Origin of the sequence: Streptomyces sp. NRRL S-455 (assembly GCF_000717875.1) — a bacterium.
Lineage (GTDB): Bacteria > Actinomycetota > Actinomycetes > Streptomycetales > Streptomycetaceae > Streptomyces.
The window spans coordinates 309117-327133 of sequence record NZ_JOCT01000021.1 but is presented as its reverse complement, the minus strand read 5'-3'; the positions used below and the strand labels follow the sequence as shown (position 1 = coordinate 327133).

Genomic DNA, 18017 nt, shown 5'->3' with positions numbered 1-18017 from the left:
GAGGACGTGAACGCCGAGACGGCGCTGGGCTCGTCTCGGCGTTCACGGCGTGATCCACGGCCCTACAGCGTCTTGCCCGTGGCAGGGCCCACCAGCAGTTCGTCACCGACGCGGTCCACCCGCACCGTGTCCCCGTCCTTGATCTCCCCGGAGAGGATCTCCTTGGCGAGCCGGTCGCCGATGGCGGACTGGACGAGCCGCCGCAGCGGTCGCGCGCCGTACGCCGGGTCCATGCCCTCCTCCGCGAGCCACGCCAGGGCCTCCGGCGTGATGTCGAGGGTGAGGCGCCGCTCGGCGAGCCGCTTGGCCAGGCGGTCGATCTGGAGCTTCGCGATGCGCTCCAGCTCGGGCTTGGTCAGGGCCGCGAAGACGACCAGGTCGTCCAGGCGGTTGAGGAACTCCGGCTTGAAAGAGGTCCGCACCACCTCCAGGACCTGCTCCTTCTTCTCCTCCTCACTGGTGATCGGGTCGACGAGGAACTGGCTGCCGAGGTTCGACGTCAGCACCAGGATGGTGTTGCGGAAATCGACCGTGCGGCCCTGGCCGTCCGTGAGCCGCCCGTCGTCCAGCACCTGGAGCAGGATGTCGAAGACCTCGGGGTGCGCCTTCTCCACCTCGTCCAGCAGCACGACGGAGTAGGGGCGGCGGCGCACTGCCTCGGTGAGCTGGCCGCCCTCCTCGTAGCCGACGTATCCGGGCGGGGCGCCGACCAGCCGGGCCACGCTGTGCTTCTCGCTGTACTCCGACATGTCGATGCGGACCATGGCCCGCTCGTCGTCGAAGAGGAAGTCGGCGAGTGCTTTGGCCAGTTCGGTCTTGCCGACACCGGTCGGGCCGAGGAAGAGGAAGGAGCCGGTGGGACGGTCGGGGTCGGCGATCCCGGCGCGGGACCGTCGTACGGCGTCGCTCACCGCGCGCACCGCCTCGGTCTGGCCGATGAGCCGCTTGCCCAGCTCGTCCTCCATGCGCAGCAGCTTCTGGGTCTCGCCCTCCATGAGCCGCCCGGCGGGGATGCCGGTCCAGGAGGCGACGACGTCGGCGATGTCGTCGGCGCCGACCTCCTCCTTGACCATGGTGTCCTTGGCGCCCCCGCCGGAGGCGGAAGATGTCAACGCCTCCTCGGCCTCGGAGGCGGCCTCCAGCTCCTTCTCCAGGGCGGGGATCTCGCCGTAGAGCAGCTTGGAGGCGGTGTCGAAGTCGCCGTCGCGCTGAGCGCGTTCGGCCTGCCCGCGCAGGTCGTCGAGCTGCTCCTTCAGCTCGCCGACGCGGTTGAGGGACTGCTTCTCCTTCTCCCAGCGGGCGGTCAGGCCGCGCAACTCCTCCTCCTTGTCGGCGAGGTCGCGGCGCAGCTTCTCCAGGCGCTCGCGGGAGGCGGCGTCGGTCTCCTTGCCGATCGCCAGCTCCTCCATCTTCAGCCGGTCGACGGCGCGCTGGAGTTCGTCGATCTCGACGGGAGACGAGTCGATCTCCATGCGCAGGCGGGAGGCGGCCTCGTCGACGAGGTCGATGGCCTTGTCGGGCAGGAAGCGGGAGGTGATGTACCGGTCGGAGAGCGACGCGGCGGCCACCAGCGCGCTGTCGGCGATCTGCACCTTGTGGTGGGCCTCGTACCGCCCCTTGAGCCCGCGCAGGATCGCGATCGAGTCCTCGACGGTCGGCTCGGCGACCAGCACCTGCTGGAAGCGCCGCTCCAGGGCGGGGTCCTTCTCGATCCGCTCGCGGTACTCGTCGAGGGTCGTGGCGCCGACCATGCGCAGTTCGCCACGGGCCAGCATGGGCTTCAGCATGTTGCCGGCGTCCATGGCGGAGTCGCCGCCGGCCCCGGCCCCGACGACGGTGTGCAGCTCGTCGATGAAGGTGATGATCTGCCCGTCGGAGTCCTTGATCTCGGCGAGGACGGTCTTCAGCCGCTCCTCGAACTCGCCCCGGTACTTCGCCCCGGCGACCATGGCCCCCAGGTCGAGTGCGACCAGCCGCTTGTCCTTCAGCGACTCGGGGACGTCGCCCTTCACGATCCGCTGGGCGAGCCCCTCGACGACGGCGGTCTTGCCGACGCCGGGCTCGCCGATGAGGACGGGGTTGTTCTTCGTACGGCGGGACAGGACCTGCACGACGCGGCGGATCTCCTGGTCCCGGCCGATGACCGGGTCCAGCTTCCCTTCCCGCGCGGCGGCCGTGAAGTCCGTCCCGAACTTCTCCAGGGCCTTGTACTGCCCCTCGGGGTCTGCCGTGGTCACGCGGCGCTGGCCCCGCGTCTTCTGGAAGGCCGCCTGAAGCTTCTTGGCGTCGGCCCCCTGCTGGGACAGCACCTCGCCGGCCGAGCCGCCCTTCGCGGCGATGCCGATGAGCAGGTGCTCGGTGGAGAGGTACTCGTCCCCGAGCTCCTTGGCGCGGGCCTGGGCGTCGGCGACGACGGCGAGCATCTCGCGGTTGGGCTGCGGCGGCGCCACCGTCGACCCGGTCACGCTGGGCAGCCCGGCGAGCACCCGCTCGGCCCCGGCGCGTACGGCCGCCTGGTCGGCGTCGACCGCGGCGAGCAGATCGGTGATGTTCTCGTTGTCCTGGCCCTGGAGCAGCGCGAGGAGCAGATGGGCGGGGGTGAGGTCGGGGTGCCCCTCGGTCACGGCCCGGTTGCTGGCCGCGTTGATCGCGTCCCGGCTCCGGTTGGTCAGCTCGGCGTCCACGTTCGCGTTCTCCTCCTTGCGTGAAGCTGGGTGCCACGTCCGCCACGTCCCACAGGACTGTCAGCCTGACTCAGTCAACGTGCACAAAGTTGAGTCTATTCCACTCAAGGCCGGTGCGGGAGGCCCGAGGGAGCTAGGTTCCGTTACATGGCGACCAAGTACTCCGTGGATCCGGGCGCTCCGGACCCGCCGTACCTCAGCTTCTGGCGGGAACGGCACGTGTGCACCCTGACGACTCTCCGCCCGGACGGCACCCCGCACGTAGTACCCGTCGGAGTCACATACGATCCCGCGGCCCGTCTGGCTCGGGTGATCGCCAACAAGGCGAGCGCGAAGGTGCGGCACGTGCTGGCGGCCGGGGAGCGGGGAGCGACGGTCGCCGTCTGCCAGATGGAGGGCCGCCGGTGGGCGACGCTGGAGGGCCGGGCCTTCGTCCACAGCGACCCGGACCGGGTCGCGGAGGCGGAGCGGCGCTACGCGGAGCGCTACGGAAGGACGCCGTCACCGAATCCGGCGCGCGTGGTGATCGAGATACAGCTGACGCGCGCCATGGGGCGAGGTTGACAGAAGTGAATATCCACACCGGTGATCGACTGGTTCCAGCCACCGCGCGACTGGGTTGATACCGGGAAATATCCCCAGAAACTGCAGCGGCGTCACCGTGTTCAGGTCACGGTGACGCCGCTGCGGGGGGGAAGCACCTGAGCGATCTTTACGACGGGGGAATCGCGTCAGGCACTGCGGGGGGTGGCAGAGATGGTCCTCGGGGCAGGCGAGTCGGCCTCCACCTGCTGGTGGTCCCGCTGGTCCAGGTTCACAAAGATCATTCCGTACCGTACGGCGCACCTGACGGGCTGCGGCGCCCCCCGAGGCCGCCGCAGACACCGGTACGCCCGTACGTCTCCGTCCTCGTCCCGCGTGACGACCACCGGCTCTCCGAACACGGTCACCATCAGCGAGTCACCGTCGTGGGGGATGGCGGTGACCAGGTCGATGAAGTGCCAGCCGGAGCGGTAGGCGGTGGCCATCTCACGGCGGAAGGAGCGGTCGTCGGGTGGAGTGGTCACGGTCAGCTCCCGGATCCTGCTGCCCCGGAACTCGGCCAACTGCTGTTGCTCGTGCCGTCGGCACTGTTCACGGCAACGGACGGCCAGCTGCTGTTCGCCCGAACCTCGTCCTTCACATCGGAGAAGCCACTCAGCGCGCCGAGGGCCGCAACGGCGGAGAAGGCGGCGACAAGCACCGAGCGAAGCATTCTGTTACGCATAGTCGGCTTCGTCCTCACTTGAAGGTCCCCTTTTCCCCCGTCAGGTACGACGATGGCTCATTCGGGCACGTCATGGCCACACAATCGATGCATCATGTTCCTGCATGTTCAGGACCCTGGGGGGTGGAGATTTGGCAGCGAATCAGACGAAGGCGACACATCCCCATGGGATGACCGAGTGGTGCGATGACGCAAGCCGTCTGTATGCCGCCGCGCTGCGCGCCGGACGCATCGCCCGAGCGGACGCCGAACCCGCCCCCTGCCTGATGGAGTTCGCCCTGCTCCACCCGGATCCGGACGACCCGGAATGGCTGCGGCCGATCCCCCCGGCGGTCGCCCTGTCCCGGCAACTCAACCCCCTGGAGAAGGAGATAGCCGACCGCCGGCGCCTGGCGACCGGCCTGACGGAGACCTTTCAGCCGTTCATGGCCCTGGGGACCCAGCTCGCCGCGACCAGTGACTCCATCACCGTGCTGGAAGGCGGCGAACGCATCAACGCCGCACTCAACATGGCCACCGGCCAGTGCCAGGCGGAGATGCTCACCGTCCAGCCGAGCGACCGGATGTCGGAGCGCAGTCTGCTGCGCGGCCTGGAGCGCGACCGGCCGCTGATCGAACGCGGAGTACGGATCCGCACCCTCTACCAGCACACGGCCCGCTACAACCCCGAGCAACTGGCCTATGCCGCACAGCTCTCCAACGGCAAGGCGGAGTACCGCACCATCGACGAACTCGTCGAGCGCCTGATCATCTGCGACGAGTCCGTCGCCTTCATCCCCGCGCGCGACGACCAGCAGGTCGCCCTGGAGCTGCGCCACCCCGGCCTCGTCCGCTACCTCCTCAAGCTCTTCGAGTACCTGTGGGACCGCTCGGTGCCGCTGAGCACGGGCACCCCCTACGAGACCGCCCGAGGCGGTATCACGGAGATCCAGTACTCCATAGCCAAGCTCCTGGTCGAGGGTCATGTCGACGAGGCCATAGCCCGCCGCCTCGGTATGAACGTCCGCACCTGCCGGGCCCACATCGCCAAACTGGCCTCCGCTCTGGGCAGCGGCAGCCGCGCCCAACTCGGCTATCTCATCGCGCAGTCGGGGATCCTGGAACGGGAGCAAGTGCCCTAGTGAGCTGCGCCGCACCGCGTGCACGGTACGGGGCGGTCAGATCCGCCCGTGGCGGTTCACATCGCCGTCACGCCACAGCTCGGCCCGTCGCGGGAAGCCCGTAGCCGTACGCTGCCCGCGCATCCGGGCGTGTCGAACGGCGGGACCGCACACCCCTCCCCCGCGACCACAGCCCAGACCGTCGGCGTACTCCTCCTGTTCACTTGTGCGTCGAAAGCCGCACATGTGGCCCCGACCGCCGCGGCCGCCGGGGCCCGGCGCGAGGGACAAGGCGAGGTCATCGCCCTCCGCACCGGCTGTCTAGACCATCTGCTTCCGCAATCCGCTCGCACATCGCCCACAAGAGCGCGATCAAGACGACCGCCCGCCGGCCCGATGGTTGAACACGCGCCCACTCCGATCCCCGCCCCCGTCGACGCCGGAAACCCGCAGGTGAGGGGCCGTCTCCCTCCCGGATGGCCGCCTTGGCCGAGAACACCTCCGCGACCGCGCGGAGTTCCCCGCCCGCGGGGCCCCCTGGCGATCACTGTCCTGATCTCTACCACGGTTCCTGTCCTGATTCGCGTTGTTGATGAACGTACGACTCATGCGTTCCCGCAGACCAGCCGCGTCCTGCTTTCCGCGCGACTCAAGTGCGCGCAGACTCAAACGGCATATGACGGGGCGATGGCCAGTTTCTGCCCTGTGGAGCCAAAGATCCGTGAGTCACGATGGTCGCGACGGCTTTGCAGCGAATTCGCGTTACCCGGCGCCATTTCTCAGCGAAATCGTCACACCGGTCATCGCGCCTGAACAGGAGTGGACACGAGAATGACAACGTTTCCGAGCACGACCATCCACGACTCCGTCACCGCACTCATCGAGGACCTGGACCGGCACCCGGTCTACGAAAACGAGTACTTCAAGCTCCTCGAGGGAACGCCCTGGACCGGCGAATCGTTCGAATTCCATCGGGCGAACTTCTACCACCGCACCGAAGGAACCGTGAAGGGCATTGCCCACGTGTGCGCCCAGGCGGCGGCCCACGACGACATGGACACCCTGGTCCTGTTCTCGCACATCCTCAACGAGGAGACCGGCGACGGCAACGCGGCGCACTGCCACGAAGTACTGATGGAGAACACCCACAACCTGCACGGTCAGGTCGAGTTCGGCGTGGCTCCGATGCTGGTCAAGGAGGCGCGGGACAGCAAGCTCGTCATCCCGGAGACCTTAGAGTACCGCCGGCGCACGCTGGACCTGCTGGTCACCAGCTACCACAGCATGCTGGGCGTCGCGATGGCGCTGGAGTCCCACGCCGACCGGATGCTCAAAATCTGCCGTACGGCGTTCCGCAACACCAACAAGGTCCTCCCGAAGGACAAGTTCGTGCACGACGTCGAGATCTACTTCAACGTCCACGTGGGCGACGAGGGGGTCGAGGAGCGCCATGCCGCGGACGCCAAGAAGTGCGTGGTGAACAATTGCCACAGCGAGGCGGACGTGGCTGCCATCGCCGCCGCGGCGACGGAGACACTGGACATCCAGTTGGAGATGTGGAACGCGATGCACAAGGCCGTCACCAACTGACTCCGTGACTCCAGAGAGGTAGTCCACACGACTGTGCAGAAGAACCGAGGAATTTCCAGCGCTGTTCTGAACATCCCGGAATCGGCGACGCACGGAACCGCGGCCAAGCTCGTAGCACTGAACAGCGGGATCGCCGCCGAGGACCAGGTAATCGACCTCAGCATAGGCGCTCTGGACACGCCCGCCGATCCTCGGATCGACCGCGGAGTGATCGATTTCATCCGGACGAAACCCGACGTGATCCACGCGTTCGCTCCCGTCAAGGGTTTTCCCTTTCTGCGGGAATCCATCGCGGCGCGTATGAGCCGTCTGCACGGGATCGAATTCGATCCGGAGAACGAGATCCTGGTGACGCCCGGCGGCGTGAAGGGTTCGATCTCCGCGGTGCTCCACGCCCTGCTGGACCCGGGCGACGAGGTCGTCGTCCCGGTGCCCAACTGGCCGCACTACTCGGACATGGTGCTGCTGCACGAGGCCCTGCCGAAGACGGTCCTGGTGACGGCCGAGGACGGGCTGACGGTGCCGGCGCTCGAGCAGGCGATCTCCGATCGCACCAAGATCATTGTGCTCGGCGACTGCATCAACCCGACCGGCAAGATCTACTCGACGGAGGAACTCTCCGCGCTGGCGCAGGTCGTCGCCCGGCACAACCTCCGGCGGGAGGCCGACGGCGCGAGCCCGGTCTACGTCCTGTTCGACTGCCCCTACGAGGCCCACGTCCTGGGCGACCGCGCCAAGACGTTCGCCGCCATCGAGGCCTCACTCCCCGACGGGACCCTCTCCCCGATGCGGCCCTGGACGCTGACGGTGACCGGCCCCGGCAAGACGTACGGCATGCACGGGGACCGGATCGGTTATCTGTGCGGGCCGACGGACATCGTCGAGGCCGCCGCCCGGGCACAGGTCAACCTCACGTCGTTCGCGTCCACCTACGGCCAAGTGGCGACGCACATCGCGCTCCAGCCGGAGATGGACGAAGTGGCGACGGCGAGGGCCAGGACCGCACGCACGAACCTGGAGGCCATGCTTCGCGAACTGGAAGCCGTTCCCTCGCTGCGGGTCAGGCCTCCCCAGGGGGGATACTTCCTCTTCGTCGACCTGTCGAGCTACGCCCGCGCCTATCAGGAGCACGGCTACGTCACGGCCGACCAGTTCCTGCTGGAGGAGGCGAAGGTCGCCACGATCTGCGGCAGCCACTTCGCGGCGGAGAAGGACCTCGACCACTTCGTGCGGATCAACTGCGGCCGCACGAGTTCCGTCCTGAGCCAAGCCGGCATACGCATCAGGCATGCCCTGAGCCGTCTGGAGCCCTGAGCTGAAAGCCAACGCGGTAGGAACTGTCAGATACTGCATCATCGGCACCGGATTCGCCGGTACCTGCGCGCTGTGGCATCTGGTCCGAGAACTGAGCGTTCCAGGCCGTCTGTCCCCGCTCTCCCGTTCCGCGATCACGATCGCCACAGTGGAGCGGGGACCCGTGAACGGCCCCGGATACCCCTACGCCAAGGAAAACGCCCAACTCGGGCACCGGTGCAACAACGAAGCGAGCACCATGGGGATCCATGGCAACGACTTCGTCGACTGGCTCGCCGAGAACAAGCCGTGGCTCGTCGCCGACCATCCGGAACTCATCCTGGAGACCCACCCCGGGATCGAGCTGACGGAATGGAAGCCCGAGGACGGCGAGTTCTATCCACGGGCCCTGTTCGGCCTGTACCTGGAGCACCGGTTCCAGGACGCCGTGAAGATCGCCCGGGACCACGGGATCGACGTGCAGCAGTACACGGGGCACGAGGTCCTCGACGGGCGGACGACACCGGACGGCTTCTCCGTCCTGCTCCGTGACCTCGGCAGCGGCCGCGAGTTCACCCTGGACGGACTCGACCGGGTGCTGCTGAGCACCGGGCACTGGCGCTCCACGGAGAACGACGCGCTCGCGGAACACGAGGGGTGCGTCCCGGCGCCCTATCCGCCGGGCAGGCTCCGGTCCGTCACAGCCGGCCGTCTCCGGTCACGGCGGACACCGGGCGCGCGTCCGCGGGTCTACGTCCAGGGGATGGGGCCGAGCGGCATCGACGCCATCATGACCCTGTGCGACGAGGGCGAGTTCACGTACACGGCCGACGGACACGTCGCCTCCTACCGGCCGGCGCCGTCGGGAGGGGGAGAGGAACCGCTGCACATCGTCGCCGGATCGCGCTCCGGGTTCTTTCCCCCCGTCCGGGGCCCGCTCACCGGCCATGAACTGACCCATCTCACCCCGGACGCCCTCGCCGGTATCCGGAGCGAGCACCAGGGGCAGTTGAGGATCGAGCCCGTTCTGGACCTGCTGGACAAGGATCTGCGCAGAGCGACCGACGGGGCGCTGGGGTGGCCCGACGTCGAGAAGCCCCGGTTCTCCTCGGCCAGGGAGAAACTCGAAAGCGACCTCCGGGACTCTCGTCATGGCAATCCCGTCTACACGCTTGTCCTGAAGGCGCGGAGGATGTGCTTCTACCGGGAACTGGAGCCCGGCGACAAGGCCGTGTACGACCGCCTTCTCGACACGCACTTCATTCGGACGGCGGTACCGATGCCGAGGGTGAACGCGGAGAAGTTGATCGCCCTCATGGACGCCGGAGTTCTGACCACCGTGAAACACGGCTATGCGGTGCCACCGGTCAGTGTGCACGAGGACGGCGGATTCGTGATCGCGTACGAGACCACCGCCGGAGAGAGTTCCAGCCTGCGAGCCGACTGCGTGGTACGGGCCAAGACCCAGGATTTCGACCTGGAAAGACATCCTTCGCCACTGGTGCGGAATCTCCTGCGGCGGGGCGAGATCGTGCACCACGAGGAATCGGGGTACGTCACCGGCGGGCTGGCCCTCGACCCGAAGGGAACCTACCGGGTGACGAGGCGCGTGGGGGACCTTTTCGAACCGTCGCCGCATCTGTCGTCCTACGGTTCCCCCGTCAGGTTCTGGCAGAACGAGCACAATTACGCCGGAGCTTTCGTGAAGGCCGCCGAGCAGGTCGCCGCCGACTGGGCCGACGCCGTGACCGACATTCCGCAACGCACCACCGCCCGGGACGACTCAGGGCTGATCACCACCGAAACAGGGAGCTGAACCATGGAAATGAAAGAGTTCTACTATCAGGACGGGTTACGGGTCAGCCTGTTCAACCTCGATCACGAAGCCGTTCCCTACCACTTCCACAACGAAGTGTCGGACATGGTGTACTGCTCCAGGGGACAGATCGCCATCGAACTCCCCGAAGCCGGCGAGGTGTACACCGTACTTCCCGGACAGGTCTTCCAGGTGCCCCGCACGAACAAGCACCGCTTCGTCAACGGAGCACCCGTCGGGACGCCCTCACGGTACGTCCTCCTCCAGATCGGCACGTTCGACATCAACTTCGTGCCGCCCGCCGAGGGGCTCGCGGAGAAGGTCGCCGACCGCGCGGCGACACATGTGGCGGACGCCGACGTGTACATCGAGAATCGCAGGGCCGATATCCTCGAGCTCGCCGACCGCTTCGCGTCGGAGAAGCCGGAGGTCCTGACCGTGGAGGAGCAAACCGACGTGGTGCAGGCGCTGCGCTGCTTCGCGGACCGCGGTATCGCGACCGAGCACCCGAGGGCCGCCGCCACACCGTGATCGACGCTGCCCCCTTCTCGTTCCGACTGACCACCTTCGTACTGATCGTCCTCACGTTCTTCGTAGGTGGGTTGTTCAAGGGACTGACCGGCCTGGGCCTGCCGCCCGTCGTCCTCGGAATTCTCACCGCGACGATCGGTATTCAGCCCGCCAAGGCGCTGATCATCATCCCGACGTTCCTGACCAACGTTTTCCAGGCGGTGCGCGGCGGCCACGGCCGGAAGATCATCCATCTCACCTGGCCGTTTCTCCTGGCCGCCACCTTGTTCACCCTGTCGGGCGCGCTGACGCTGAGCTACTTCCGGGCGGACGTGATGTCCGCCCTGCTCGGCGTCGGCCTCGCCGTCTACGGGATTCTGGGTCTGTTCCGACTGCGGGTGAACATCAGTGACAAGTGGTGGAACCACCCCGTGGGCGCGTTCCTCGGGGCCGTCAACGGATTCCTCACGGGAATGACCGGATCGTCGGCCGTCCCGGGTGTCTTCTATCTTCAGTCGATCGGCCTGCTGCGGGACCAGTTGATCCAGAGCATGGGGATCCTCTTCACACTGTCGACGGTTTCCCTCGCCTGGTCGCTGCGCACCCAGGACCTCCTGGACGCGAACCTTCTCGCCATGTCCGTGGTGTCCCTGGCGCCCGCCCTTCTGGGCATGTCGATCGGGAACAAGATCCGCCGCAGCATACCCGAGGAACAATTCCACAAGGTGCTCTGTACCGCCCTGGTGCTCCTCGGCCTCTACATCATGGCCCAGAATGTGGCCAAGTAACACCCGACCACGCATTGACGAAAGGACCCATCATGGAACCGGCCCTCGCCGAGTTGCTGCGCGAGTTGGAGGACTTCGGCGAGGCCAATGACTCGTCCACGGACGACCGAGGCCGGAAGATGCTGAACATCACGCCCGACACCGGTACGTTTCTCGCGCTGCTCGTCAAGGCCTGCAAGGCGCGGAACATTCTGGAGATCGGTACGTCCAACGGCTACTCGACCTTGTGGCTCGCCGACGCCGTGGGCCCGGAAGGCTCGGTCACGACGGTCGAGCAGGCCGACGACAAGGTGAAGATGGCCGAGCGGAACTTCCGGCGTGCCGGACTCCAATCCCGGATCCGGCAGATCAACGACGACGCAGGCCGTTTCATCGCCTCGCGCGCGGCCGGCGAGTACGACTTCGTCTTCCTGGACAGTGACCGCGGGGAGTATGTCGGCTGGTGGGACTCGTTGCGGCGGATCCTCAAGGACGGCTGCCTGCTCGTGGTCGACAACGCCGTCTCCCACTCACACCAGTTGGAGGCCTTCAACCGACTGGTCGAGGCGTCGGACGACTTCACCGCGGTACTGCTGCCCATCGGCAAGGGCGAGTTGGTGCTCCTCAAGGACTCGTGACCGGTCCCCGCCAACCCGCGGCCCCGAAGACCCTCGGGTGCCCGTTCGTCCATGACGGCGAAGCCGCTCCCACCCTCCCCTCCCCACCGAGCCGCGCTCTCCACGGCATCGGCCGCACATCGGCTGCACCGCCCCGTCTTTCGTTCGCCTCTGCACGGAGGAGTACCTGCCTTGGACGTCACCACGGCCATCCTGACGCGTCGTAGCATCCACTCGCTCTCCGGCCCGGCTCCTTCGGACCAGGAGTTCGCCTACCTGCTGAAGGGAGCGGCCGCGGCTCCCGACCACGGCAGACTGCGCCCATGGCGCTGGATCCTGCTGAGGAACGCGGACCTGGAGGCGGTCGGCGCCCGCCTCGCCGCCGAGGCGGAGCCCGAGGAACGGGACCTTGTCATGAAGAAGTTCATGCGAGCACCCCTGAAGGCGGTGCTGGTCTTCTCCCCGAAGGCGAAGCCCCGGGTTCCCGAATGGGAGCAGCTCGCTTCGGCGAGCAACGTCGCCTACGGCTTGATGCTGTTACTGCACGCCCGCGGCTTCGGCAGCATCTGGCGTACGGGCCGGCTGTGCCAGAGCCCCGGCAGCCGGAGCCTGTTGGGCGTCGAGCCGGACGAACAGCTCCTGGGTTCCCTGGACATAGGCACGCCCGCCGTCCCGGCGGAACCGGTCCGCCGGAGCCTGGAGGACGTCACCGACCGTATGCACTTCCTGCGCAGATGAACGGGGCCGCGCGGCCGGAGGCGAACCACCCCCGGCCCTCCGCCGACCTCAGCGGGAGTCCGGACCAGGAACGCCGCTGGACACGGTGGGGCGGGACGGGCCGTCCAGCCCCGCCTGGGCGATCCGCACCCCCAACTGGGTACGGCTGGCCGCCCCCAGCGTCTCCGACAGCCGGGCGATGTGCGCCCGGCACGTCCGCACGCTGATCCCCAGCCGTTCCGCGATCACCGCGTCCTGATGGCCCTCCGCCAGCAGGGCCGCGATCGACTGCTCGCGATGGGAGATGCCCTCGATGCCGGTGTCCGGGAGCGGCGCGGTCAGCGGGATGGCGAGGCGCCACAGTCGCTCGAAGACCGTGACGAGGTACTCGACGATCGCGGGGTGCCGCAGCTCCAGCGCCATCGTGCGGTCGGTGTTGGCGGGGATGAAGGCCACTGTCCGGTCGAACAGGATCAGCCGGTCGATCACCTCGTCCAGCGTGCGCGCCTCCACCGCGTCGCCCATCAGCTCCAGGTAGTTCAGCAACCCCTGCCCGTGCCGGGCGACATGCGTGTACAGGTCCCGCATCCGCACGCCCCGGCCGCGCAGCGCCAGCGCCCGGTGCAACCCCTCGGAGAGCTCCGCCTCGCGCCGAATACCGCCGGGCTGGACCGTGAGCACCTCGGTCGTGCACGCCTGCGTCGCCTCGTCCATCGCGGCCTGGATCCGGGCGAGTCCGTCCAGGACGCGGATCGCCGGGCCCTCGCTCGCCGACAGGGCCGGCTGCACCTGGCGGCCCAGCCCGGCGTACCACTCGACGGCCGCCACGGCCGAGCCCACCCGCCGCTGGCTCGCGCTGACCTCGTCGTACATCCCGCGCAGCAGCCGGGTCATGACCTCCTGCGGGGAGGTCGGCACCAGCCAGTCCATGTCGTCGGGGTCCGGGTGCAGCAGGGCGAGTTCCAGCAGGCAGGGCACCGGCCCGGCGTCCTGGCGCGGCACACGGCCCCGCCGTACGGCCCGGGAGTACACGCGATCCCCGGCCTCGCACAGCCGGTCAGCACCGTGTGGATGCCCCTCCGCCCCGTGCCCGGCCATCGCCCGTCCCACCCTCGGTTCCGCCGACCTTCCGCAGCGCAACTATGCGCGGGTGGGACCTGCACCGCAACACGGCTCCCCCACACACCGGTGCCCTTTCGAACGGGTCGGTCCCCCCATCGGCTCGCTCCCACTGGCCAGTTGCCGGACAATGGAGGAGTGGACACGAGACCCGTCCGGACGGCCGCGGACGACTTACCGGGACCGGCGGGCCTCCGGCGGCTGCCCGCCGTCGACGCACTACGGGGCTTCGCCCTGCTGGGCATCCTGGTGGTCAACAGCGCGCAGATCATGAGCCCTTACGAGTCGGAAGGGCTCCGGGACCCCGGCGCGGCCCCCTGGGACCAGGTCGCCGTGTGGCTGGTGTCCGCACTGGCGACCTTCAAGTTCTACCTCTTGTTCTCGTTCCTGTTCGGCTACAGCTTCACCCTGCAGACGGTCTCCGCCGAGCGGGACGGGACCGGCGTCACCGGGCGCTTCCTGCGCCGCTCCCTCGGCCTGGTGCTGCTCGGCCTGGTGCACGCCGTCGTGCTGTACAGCGGCGACATCCTGCTGACCTACGGCGTGCTCGGGCTGGTGCTGTTGTGCGCGCGGCGGATCGGACCGGCCACCGCCGTGAAGGCGGCCGCCTGGATCTACGGGGTCTTCGCTGTCGTCCTCACCGGGATGGGGGCGCTGGCGACGGCGGTGGACGACGAGGATCCCGTCCCCCCGCAGGAGATCGCCCGGGTCGTGGCCGCCTACCGCGGCAGCGCCGGCTCGGTCGTGCGGGAGAACCTGGACCGGCTGCCCCTCGCGTTCCTCGCCATCCTGCTCATGGCTCCGGGTGTGCTCGCCGCGTTCTTCCTCGGTCTGGCCGCGGGCAAGCGGCGCCTGCTCGCCCCCGGCGGGACGGACCGCGCCCGGCTGCTCCGGATCACGGCTCTCGGACTGGCCATTGGGGTCCCGGGGGCCGTGTTCTTCGCCTCGGCGGCCCAGGGGCCGCTGGACGACCGGTGGCAGGTGCTGGGAATCGGCGTGGGCATGTCGACCGCACCGGCCCTGTCGGCCGCGTACGCCTGCCTGCTGCTGCTCCTCCTGCACTCGCCGTGGGGCGACCGCGTCCAGCGGCTGTTCGTCCCGGCGGGCCGCCTGGCGCTCACGAACTACCTGGGGCAGTCCCTGATCATGATGTTCGTGGCCACGGCGTACGGCCTCTCCCTCTACGGACGAGTGGGAGCGGCCGCCGTGCTGTTGCTCGCCTGCGCGGTATACGCGCTCCAGCTCGCCCTCAGCACGGCGTGGACCCGGCGCTTCCGGCACGGGCCCGCCGAATGGCTGCTCCGCGCCATCACCCTGGCCGGACGCCCGGCCGACCCGAGCGGGGCGTGGTGCGTGCAGATGCAAGGCGGAGGAGGGCGGCAACGCGGAGCGTTGACAACCGACGACAACGCGGCTGGGGGTCCCCCCTGCTCGAAGAGCTTGGGGGAGTGCGTGCCACGCCCCGCGACGCCGGCATGATTTAAACGACAGGCCCTAGGTGAGGCCGATCGCGTCGCAGTCCGCCCGGTACTCGGCCGTGCAGATGTCCGACAGCTTGTAGATGTCGTCCGCGACCACCGTGTCCTTGATGTTCTCCCGCGTCAGGGCGACCACCGGCACGAGCTGTGCGGGAATGCCCTTGTGGGTCGGGCTGTCGACCTTCTCGCGGGCCAGGGCGGCGAACTGGATGTCGCGGCCCTGGACCTTGGCCACGGCCATCTCCGCGGCGCTCTCCGCCTCCTGCGGGTACGACTTGTAGACGCTCATGTACTGCTCGCCGGAGATGATCCGCTGCACCGCGGGCAGCTCCGCGTCCTGGCCGGTGATCGGCGGCAGCTTGGTCATGCCCGCGTCCTTCAGCGCCTTGACGATGCCGCCCGCCATGCCGTCGTTGGCGGAGTAGACGGCGGCGATGTCGCCCTTGCCGATCTTCGCGATCGCCTCGGCCATGTTGGCCTCGGCGTTCTCCGGCTTCCAGTCCTTGGTGTCGAAGGACTGCGCGATCGTCACCTGGCCGTTCAGCTCGGACATGGCCCCGGCCTTGAACTGCTTGGCGTTCGGGTCCGTCGACGAGCCGTTCATCATGACGATCTTGTCGGAGAGGCTCACGTCCTCACCGATGGCCTCCAGCAGCGTGCGCCCCTGCACCTCGCCGACCAGTTCGTTGTCGAAGGAGACGTAGGCGTCGATCGGGCCCTCGGCCAGCCGGTCGTAGGCGATGACCGGGATGCCCGCCTCCTTGGCCTTCTCCACGCTGCTCGCGATGGCCCGCGAGTCGACCGCGTCCAGCAGGATCACGTCGACCCGGTCGTTGATCATCTGCTGCATCTGGCCCGCCTGCGCCTCGGCGCTCGCGTCGGCGTTGGCGTACTCGACGCGGCCCTTGTTGCCGGTGAGGGACTCGACCTTCTGCTTGATGATCGGGTAGTCGAAGTTCTCGTACCGGGTGTTCGCCTTCTCGGGGAGCAGCAGACCCACCGTGATGTCGTTGCCCTTGGTCGGGCTCGCGTCGTCACTGCTCCCGGTCGCGTTGAGCGCGCCGCAACCGGCGAGCGTGACGGACACAGTGGCGGCAGCCATGGATATGGCGATACGACGACGCATGCGGGAGCTCACTTCGCGTGTGATTCGGACGTGGGCACACTTTGTGGCCCATGTGACAGAAAAGCCAACGCGGACCGGCACCCCAGCGTCAAGCGGAAGCACTTAACGAGATGACAACACTACGCTCCGAAGCAGTTGTGAAGGCAATACGGAATCGCCTCCAAGCGCTCTGCACCGGTCAGTCATCGACAGAAGACACTGCGAAATCGGGTCAACACATACGAAAGGGGCCGGGAGTTGCCTCCCGGCCCCTTTCGCGTGCTTTCACGAAGGCGCGCGCGTCAGTCCGTCTGCTGCTGCCGCTTCGGCCGCCACACCACCAGCGCGCTGGTCTGCTGCACCTCCTGGTAGGGCACCAAGTCCCGGCGGTACGACGCGTGCACCGCCGCCTCGCGCTGGCGCATGGCCGCCGCCGCGCCGTCGAGCGCGTCCTCCAGCTCGGCCACCCGGGCCTGGAGCGCGGCGACCTGGTTCTCCAGTTCGATGATGCGCTTGATGCCCGCCAGGTTGATGCCCTCGTCCTGTGACAACTGCTGGACGGTGCGCAGCAGTTGGATGTCACGGGCCGAGTAGCGGCGGCCCCGGCCGGCGGTGCGGTCGGGGGACACCAGGCCCAGGCGGTCGTACTGGCGCAGGGTCTGAGGGTGCAGGCCGGACAGCTGGGCCGCCACCGAGATGACGTAGACCGGGGTTTCCTCGGTCAGTTCATACGGGTTGCGTCGACGACCGTCCATCTGACTCATGCTCCCTTCGCGGCCTGGAACAGATCCGCCCGCGGATCCTCACCCGCGGTCGCCTCGCGATACGCCTCGAGTGCGTCACGAGCCTTCCCCGTCAGGTCCTTCGGAACACTCACCTCGACGGTGACCAGAAGATCCCCGCGGGTGCCGTCCTTGCGGACCGCGCCCTTGCCCCGGGCGCGCATGGTGCGCCCGTTGGGCGTGCCCGGCGGGAGCTTCAGCGTGACGGGCGGGCCGCCCAGCGTCGGCACCCGCACCTCGCCGCCGAGGGCCGCCTCGGCGAACGTCACCGGCACGGTGACGGTGAGGTTGTCGTCCTTGCGGCCGAACACCGGGTGCGCGTCGACGTGCACGACGACGTACAGGTCGCCCGCCGGTCCGCCGCGCTCGCCCGGCGCTCCCTTGCCGCGCAGCCGGATCCGCTGGCCGTCGCTGACGCCGGCGGGGATGCGCACCTGCATGGTCCGCGAGGACTTGGCCCGGCCACTGCCCTTGCACACCTCGCAGGCGTTCTCCGCGATCAGGCCGCGGCCCTTGCAGTCCGGGCAGGGGTCGGTGAGGGAGAAGCCACCGCCGCTGCCCCGGGCGACCTGACCGGTGCCGACGCAGGTCGGGCACACACGCGGTGTGCCGTTCTTGTCGCCGGTGCCGGAACAGGCCTTGCAGGGCGACTGCGAGGACATCCGCAGCGGGACGGTCGCGCCCTCGATCGCCTCCGTGAAGCTGAGCGTGACCTCGGACTCGATGTCCTGGCCGCGCCGCGGCTGCGTGCGCGTGCCCGGGCCCGCGCCGCCACGGTTGAACAGGCCCCCGAAGACGTCACCGAGTCCGCCGCCGAAGCCGCCGGCTCCCTGGCCGCCCTGGGCGCCTCCGAAGAGGTCGCCCAGGTCGAAGTTGAAGGAGCCGCCGCCGGCGCCGGGCCCCGGGCGGAAGCCGCCGTTGCCGAAGAGCGCGCGTGCCTCGTCGTACTCCTTGCGCTTCTTGGGGTCGCCGAGGATGTCGTTGGCCTCGGAGATCTCCTTGAAGCGCTCCTCCGCCTTGACGTTTCCCTTGTTGGCGTCCGGGTGGTACTCGCGGGCGAGTTTCCGGTACGCCTTCTTGATCTCGGCCTCGGTGGCGTCCTTGGGGACGCCGAGGACCTTGTAGTAGTCCTTCTCGATGAAGTCCTTGGTGCTCATCCCCGACGCCCCTCC

The 18017-nt window shown here is 68.4% G+C and carries 16 protein-coding genes; 10 read left to right on the top strand and 6 right to left on the bottom strand.

Translation table 11 applies throughout. The features are described from left to right. Positions 1-62: 62 nt before the first annotated feature. The gene (gene clpB / locus IE97_RS0126775; RefSeq protein ID WP_030245627.1) at positions 63-2684 is read right to left on the bottom strand and encodes an ATP-dependent chaperone ClpB; all 2622 of its coding nucleotides are present in this window, start codon (positions 2682-2684) and stop codon (positions 63-65) included. A 147-nt stretch (positions 2685-2831) separates the two neighbouring features. Here clpB and IE97_RS0126770 point away from each other — a divergent pair, with 147 nt between their 5' ends. Further along, positions 2832-3248: a pyridoxamine 5'-phosphate oxidase family protein gene (locus tag IE97_RS0126770; RefSeq protein ID WP_030245625.1), complete on the top strand. Its 417-nt coding sequence runs from the start codon at positions 2832-2834 to the stop codon at positions 3246-3248. Between the two features lie 167 nt (positions 3249-3415). Here IE97_RS0126770 and IE97_RS0126765 read toward each other — a convergent pair whose 3' ends face one another. Beyond that, a complete protein-coding gene (locus tag IE97_RS0126765) occupies positions 3416-3751 on the bottom strand; it encodes a hypothetical protein (protein ID WP_003991794.1) in 336 nt (111 codons plus the stop codon). Between the two features lie 370 nt (positions 3752-4121). On the opposite strand from IE97_RS0126765, the gene IE97_RS0126760 reads away from it, so the two are divergent. The 8 genes from IE97_RS0126760 to IE97_RS0126725 all read left to right on the top strand — a co-directional run bounded on the left by IE97_RS0126760 (position 4122) and on the right by IE97_RS0126725 (position 12382). After that, positions 4122-5072 carry a response regulator transcription factor gene (locus IE97_RS0126760; RefSeq protein ID WP_037836724.1) on the top strand — a complete coding sequence of 317 codons (951 nt, stop codon included), beginning with the start codon at positions 4122-4124 and terminating at the stop codon, positions 5070-5072. Between the two features lie 810 nt (positions 5073-5882). Beyond that, complete coding sequence (locus IE97_RS0126755) at positions 5883-6641, top strand: iron-containing redox enzyme family protein (protein ID WP_051705126.1); 759 nt, start codon at positions 5883-5885, stop codon at positions 6639-6641. 33 nt (positions 6642-6674) lie between these two features. Next, a complete protein-coding gene (locus tag IE97_RS0126750; protein WP_030245614.1) occupies positions 6675-7955 on the top strand; it encodes a pyridoxal phosphate-dependent aminotransferase in 1281 nt (426 codons plus the stop codon). 1 nt (position 7956) lies between these two features. Further along, complete coding sequence (locus IE97_RS0126745) at positions 7957-9750, top strand: FAD/NAD(P)-binding protein (protein ID WP_078603395.1); 1794 nt, start codon at positions 7957-7959, stop codon at positions 9748-9750. 3 nt (positions 9751-9753) lie between these two features. Further along, entirely contained in the window at positions 9754-10281 is a 528-nt protein-coding gene (locus tag IE97_RS0126740) for a cupin domain-containing protein (protein ID WP_158708343.1), read from the top strand. Beyond that, positions 10278-11048, top strand: a complete 771-nt coding sequence (locus tag IE97_RS0126735) for a sulfite exporter TauE/SafE family protein (protein ID WP_199807134.1) — start codon at positions 10278-10280, stop codon at positions 11046-11048. The genes IE97_RS0126740 and IE97_RS0126735 overlap by 4 nt, the downstream gene beginning before the upstream one ends. Before the next feature lie 32 nt (positions 11049-11080). Next, entirely contained in the window at positions 11081-11665 is a 585-nt protein-coding gene (locus tag IE97_RS0126730) for an O-methyltransferase (RefSeq protein ID WP_030245608.1), read from the top strand. A gap of 171 nt (positions 11666-11836) precedes the next feature. Continuing rightward, the gene (locus tag IE97_RS0126725; protein ID WP_037844812.1) at positions 11837-12382 is read left to right on the top strand and encodes a nitroreductase family protein; all 546 of its coding nucleotides are present in this window, start codon (positions 11837-11839) and stop codon (positions 12380-12382) included. A gap of 48 nt (positions 12383-12430) precedes the next feature. Here IE97_RS0126725 and IE97_RS0126720 read toward each other — a convergent pair whose 3' ends face one another. Continuing rightward, a complete protein-coding gene (locus IE97_RS0126720) occupies positions 12431-13459 on the bottom strand; it encodes a helix-turn-helix transcriptional regulator (RefSeq protein ID WP_030245605.1) in 1029 nt (342 codons plus the stop codon). A 159-nt stretch (positions 13460-13618) separates the two neighbouring features. Between IE97_RS0126720 and IE97_RS0126715 the strand changes: the two genes are divergently transcribed. Next, on the top strand, positions 13619-14959 hold the full coding sequence (locus tag IE97_RS0126715) for a DUF418 domain-containing protein (protein WP_063752214.1): 1341 nt from the start codon (positions 13619-13621) through the stop codon (positions 14957-14959). A 15-nt stretch (positions 14960-14974) separates the two neighbouring features. Here IE97_RS0126715 and IE97_RS0126710 read toward each other — a convergent pair whose 3' ends face one another. The 3 genes from IE97_RS0126710 to dnaJ all read right to left on the bottom strand — a co-directional run bounded on the left by IE97_RS0126710 (position 14975) and on the right by dnaJ (position 18002). Then, positions 14975-16060 (bottom strand): sugar ABC transporter substrate-binding protein, encoded by a 1086-nt coding sequence (locus tag IE97_RS0126710; protein ID WP_199807133.1) that lies wholly within the window; start codon positions 16058-16060, stop codon positions 14975-14977. Between the two features lie 305 nt (positions 16061-16365). Next, complete coding sequence (locus IE97_RS0126705; protein WP_030245598.1) at positions 16366-16818, bottom strand: heat shock protein transcriptional repressor HspR; 453 nt, start codon at positions 16816-16818, stop codon at positions 16366-16368. 5 nt (positions 16819-16823) lie between these two features. Next, positions 16824-18002, bottom strand: a complete 1179-nt coding sequence (dnaJ, locus tag IE97_RS0126700) for a molecular chaperone DnaJ (protein ID WP_030245597.1) — start codon at positions 18000-18002, stop codon at positions 16824-16826. Positions 18003-18017 lie beyond the last annotated feature (15 nt).

What these genes read in the sequence shown, in the direction of transcription:
- IE97_RS0126705 (WP_030245598.1), bottom strand. Translation starts at nt 16,818, where the DNA reads ATGGACGGTCGTCGACGCAACCCGTATGAACTGACCGAGGAAACCCCG.
- IE97_RS0126720 (WP_030245605.1), bottom strand. Translation starts at nt 13,459, where the DNA reads ATGGCCGGGCACGGGGCGGAGGGGCATCCACACGGTGCTGACCGGCTG.
- IE97_RS0126730 (WP_030245608.1), top strand. Translation starts at nt 11,081, where the DNA reads ATGGAACCGGCCCTCGCCGAGTTGCTGCGCGAGTTGGAGGACTTCGGC.
- IE97_RS0126770 (WP_030245625.1), top strand. Translation starts at nt 2,832, where the DNA reads ATGGCGACCAAGTACTCCGTGGATCCGGGCGCTCCGGACCCGCCGTAC.
- IE97_RS0126760 (WP_037836724.1), top strand. Translation starts at nt 4,122, where the DNA reads ATGACCGAGTGGTGCGATGACGCAAGCCGTCTGTATGCCGCCGCGCTG.
- dnaJ (WP_030245597.1), bottom strand. Translation starts at nt 18,002, where the DNA reads ATGAGCACCAAGGACTTCATCGAGAAGGACTACTACAAGGTCCTCGGC.
- IE97_RS0126740 (WP_158708343.1), top strand. Translation starts at nt 9,754, where the DNA reads ATGGAAATGAAAGAGTTCTACTATCAGGACGGGTTACGGGTCAGCCTG.
- IE97_RS0126710 (WP_199807133.1), bottom strand. Translation starts at nt 16,060, where the DNA reads ATGGCTGCCGCCACTGTGTCCGTCACGCTCGCCGGTTGCGGCGCGCTC.
- IE97_RS0126755 (WP_051705126.1), top strand. Translation starts at nt 5,883, where the DNA reads ATGACAACGTTTCCGAGCACGACCATCCACGACTCCGTCACCGCACTC.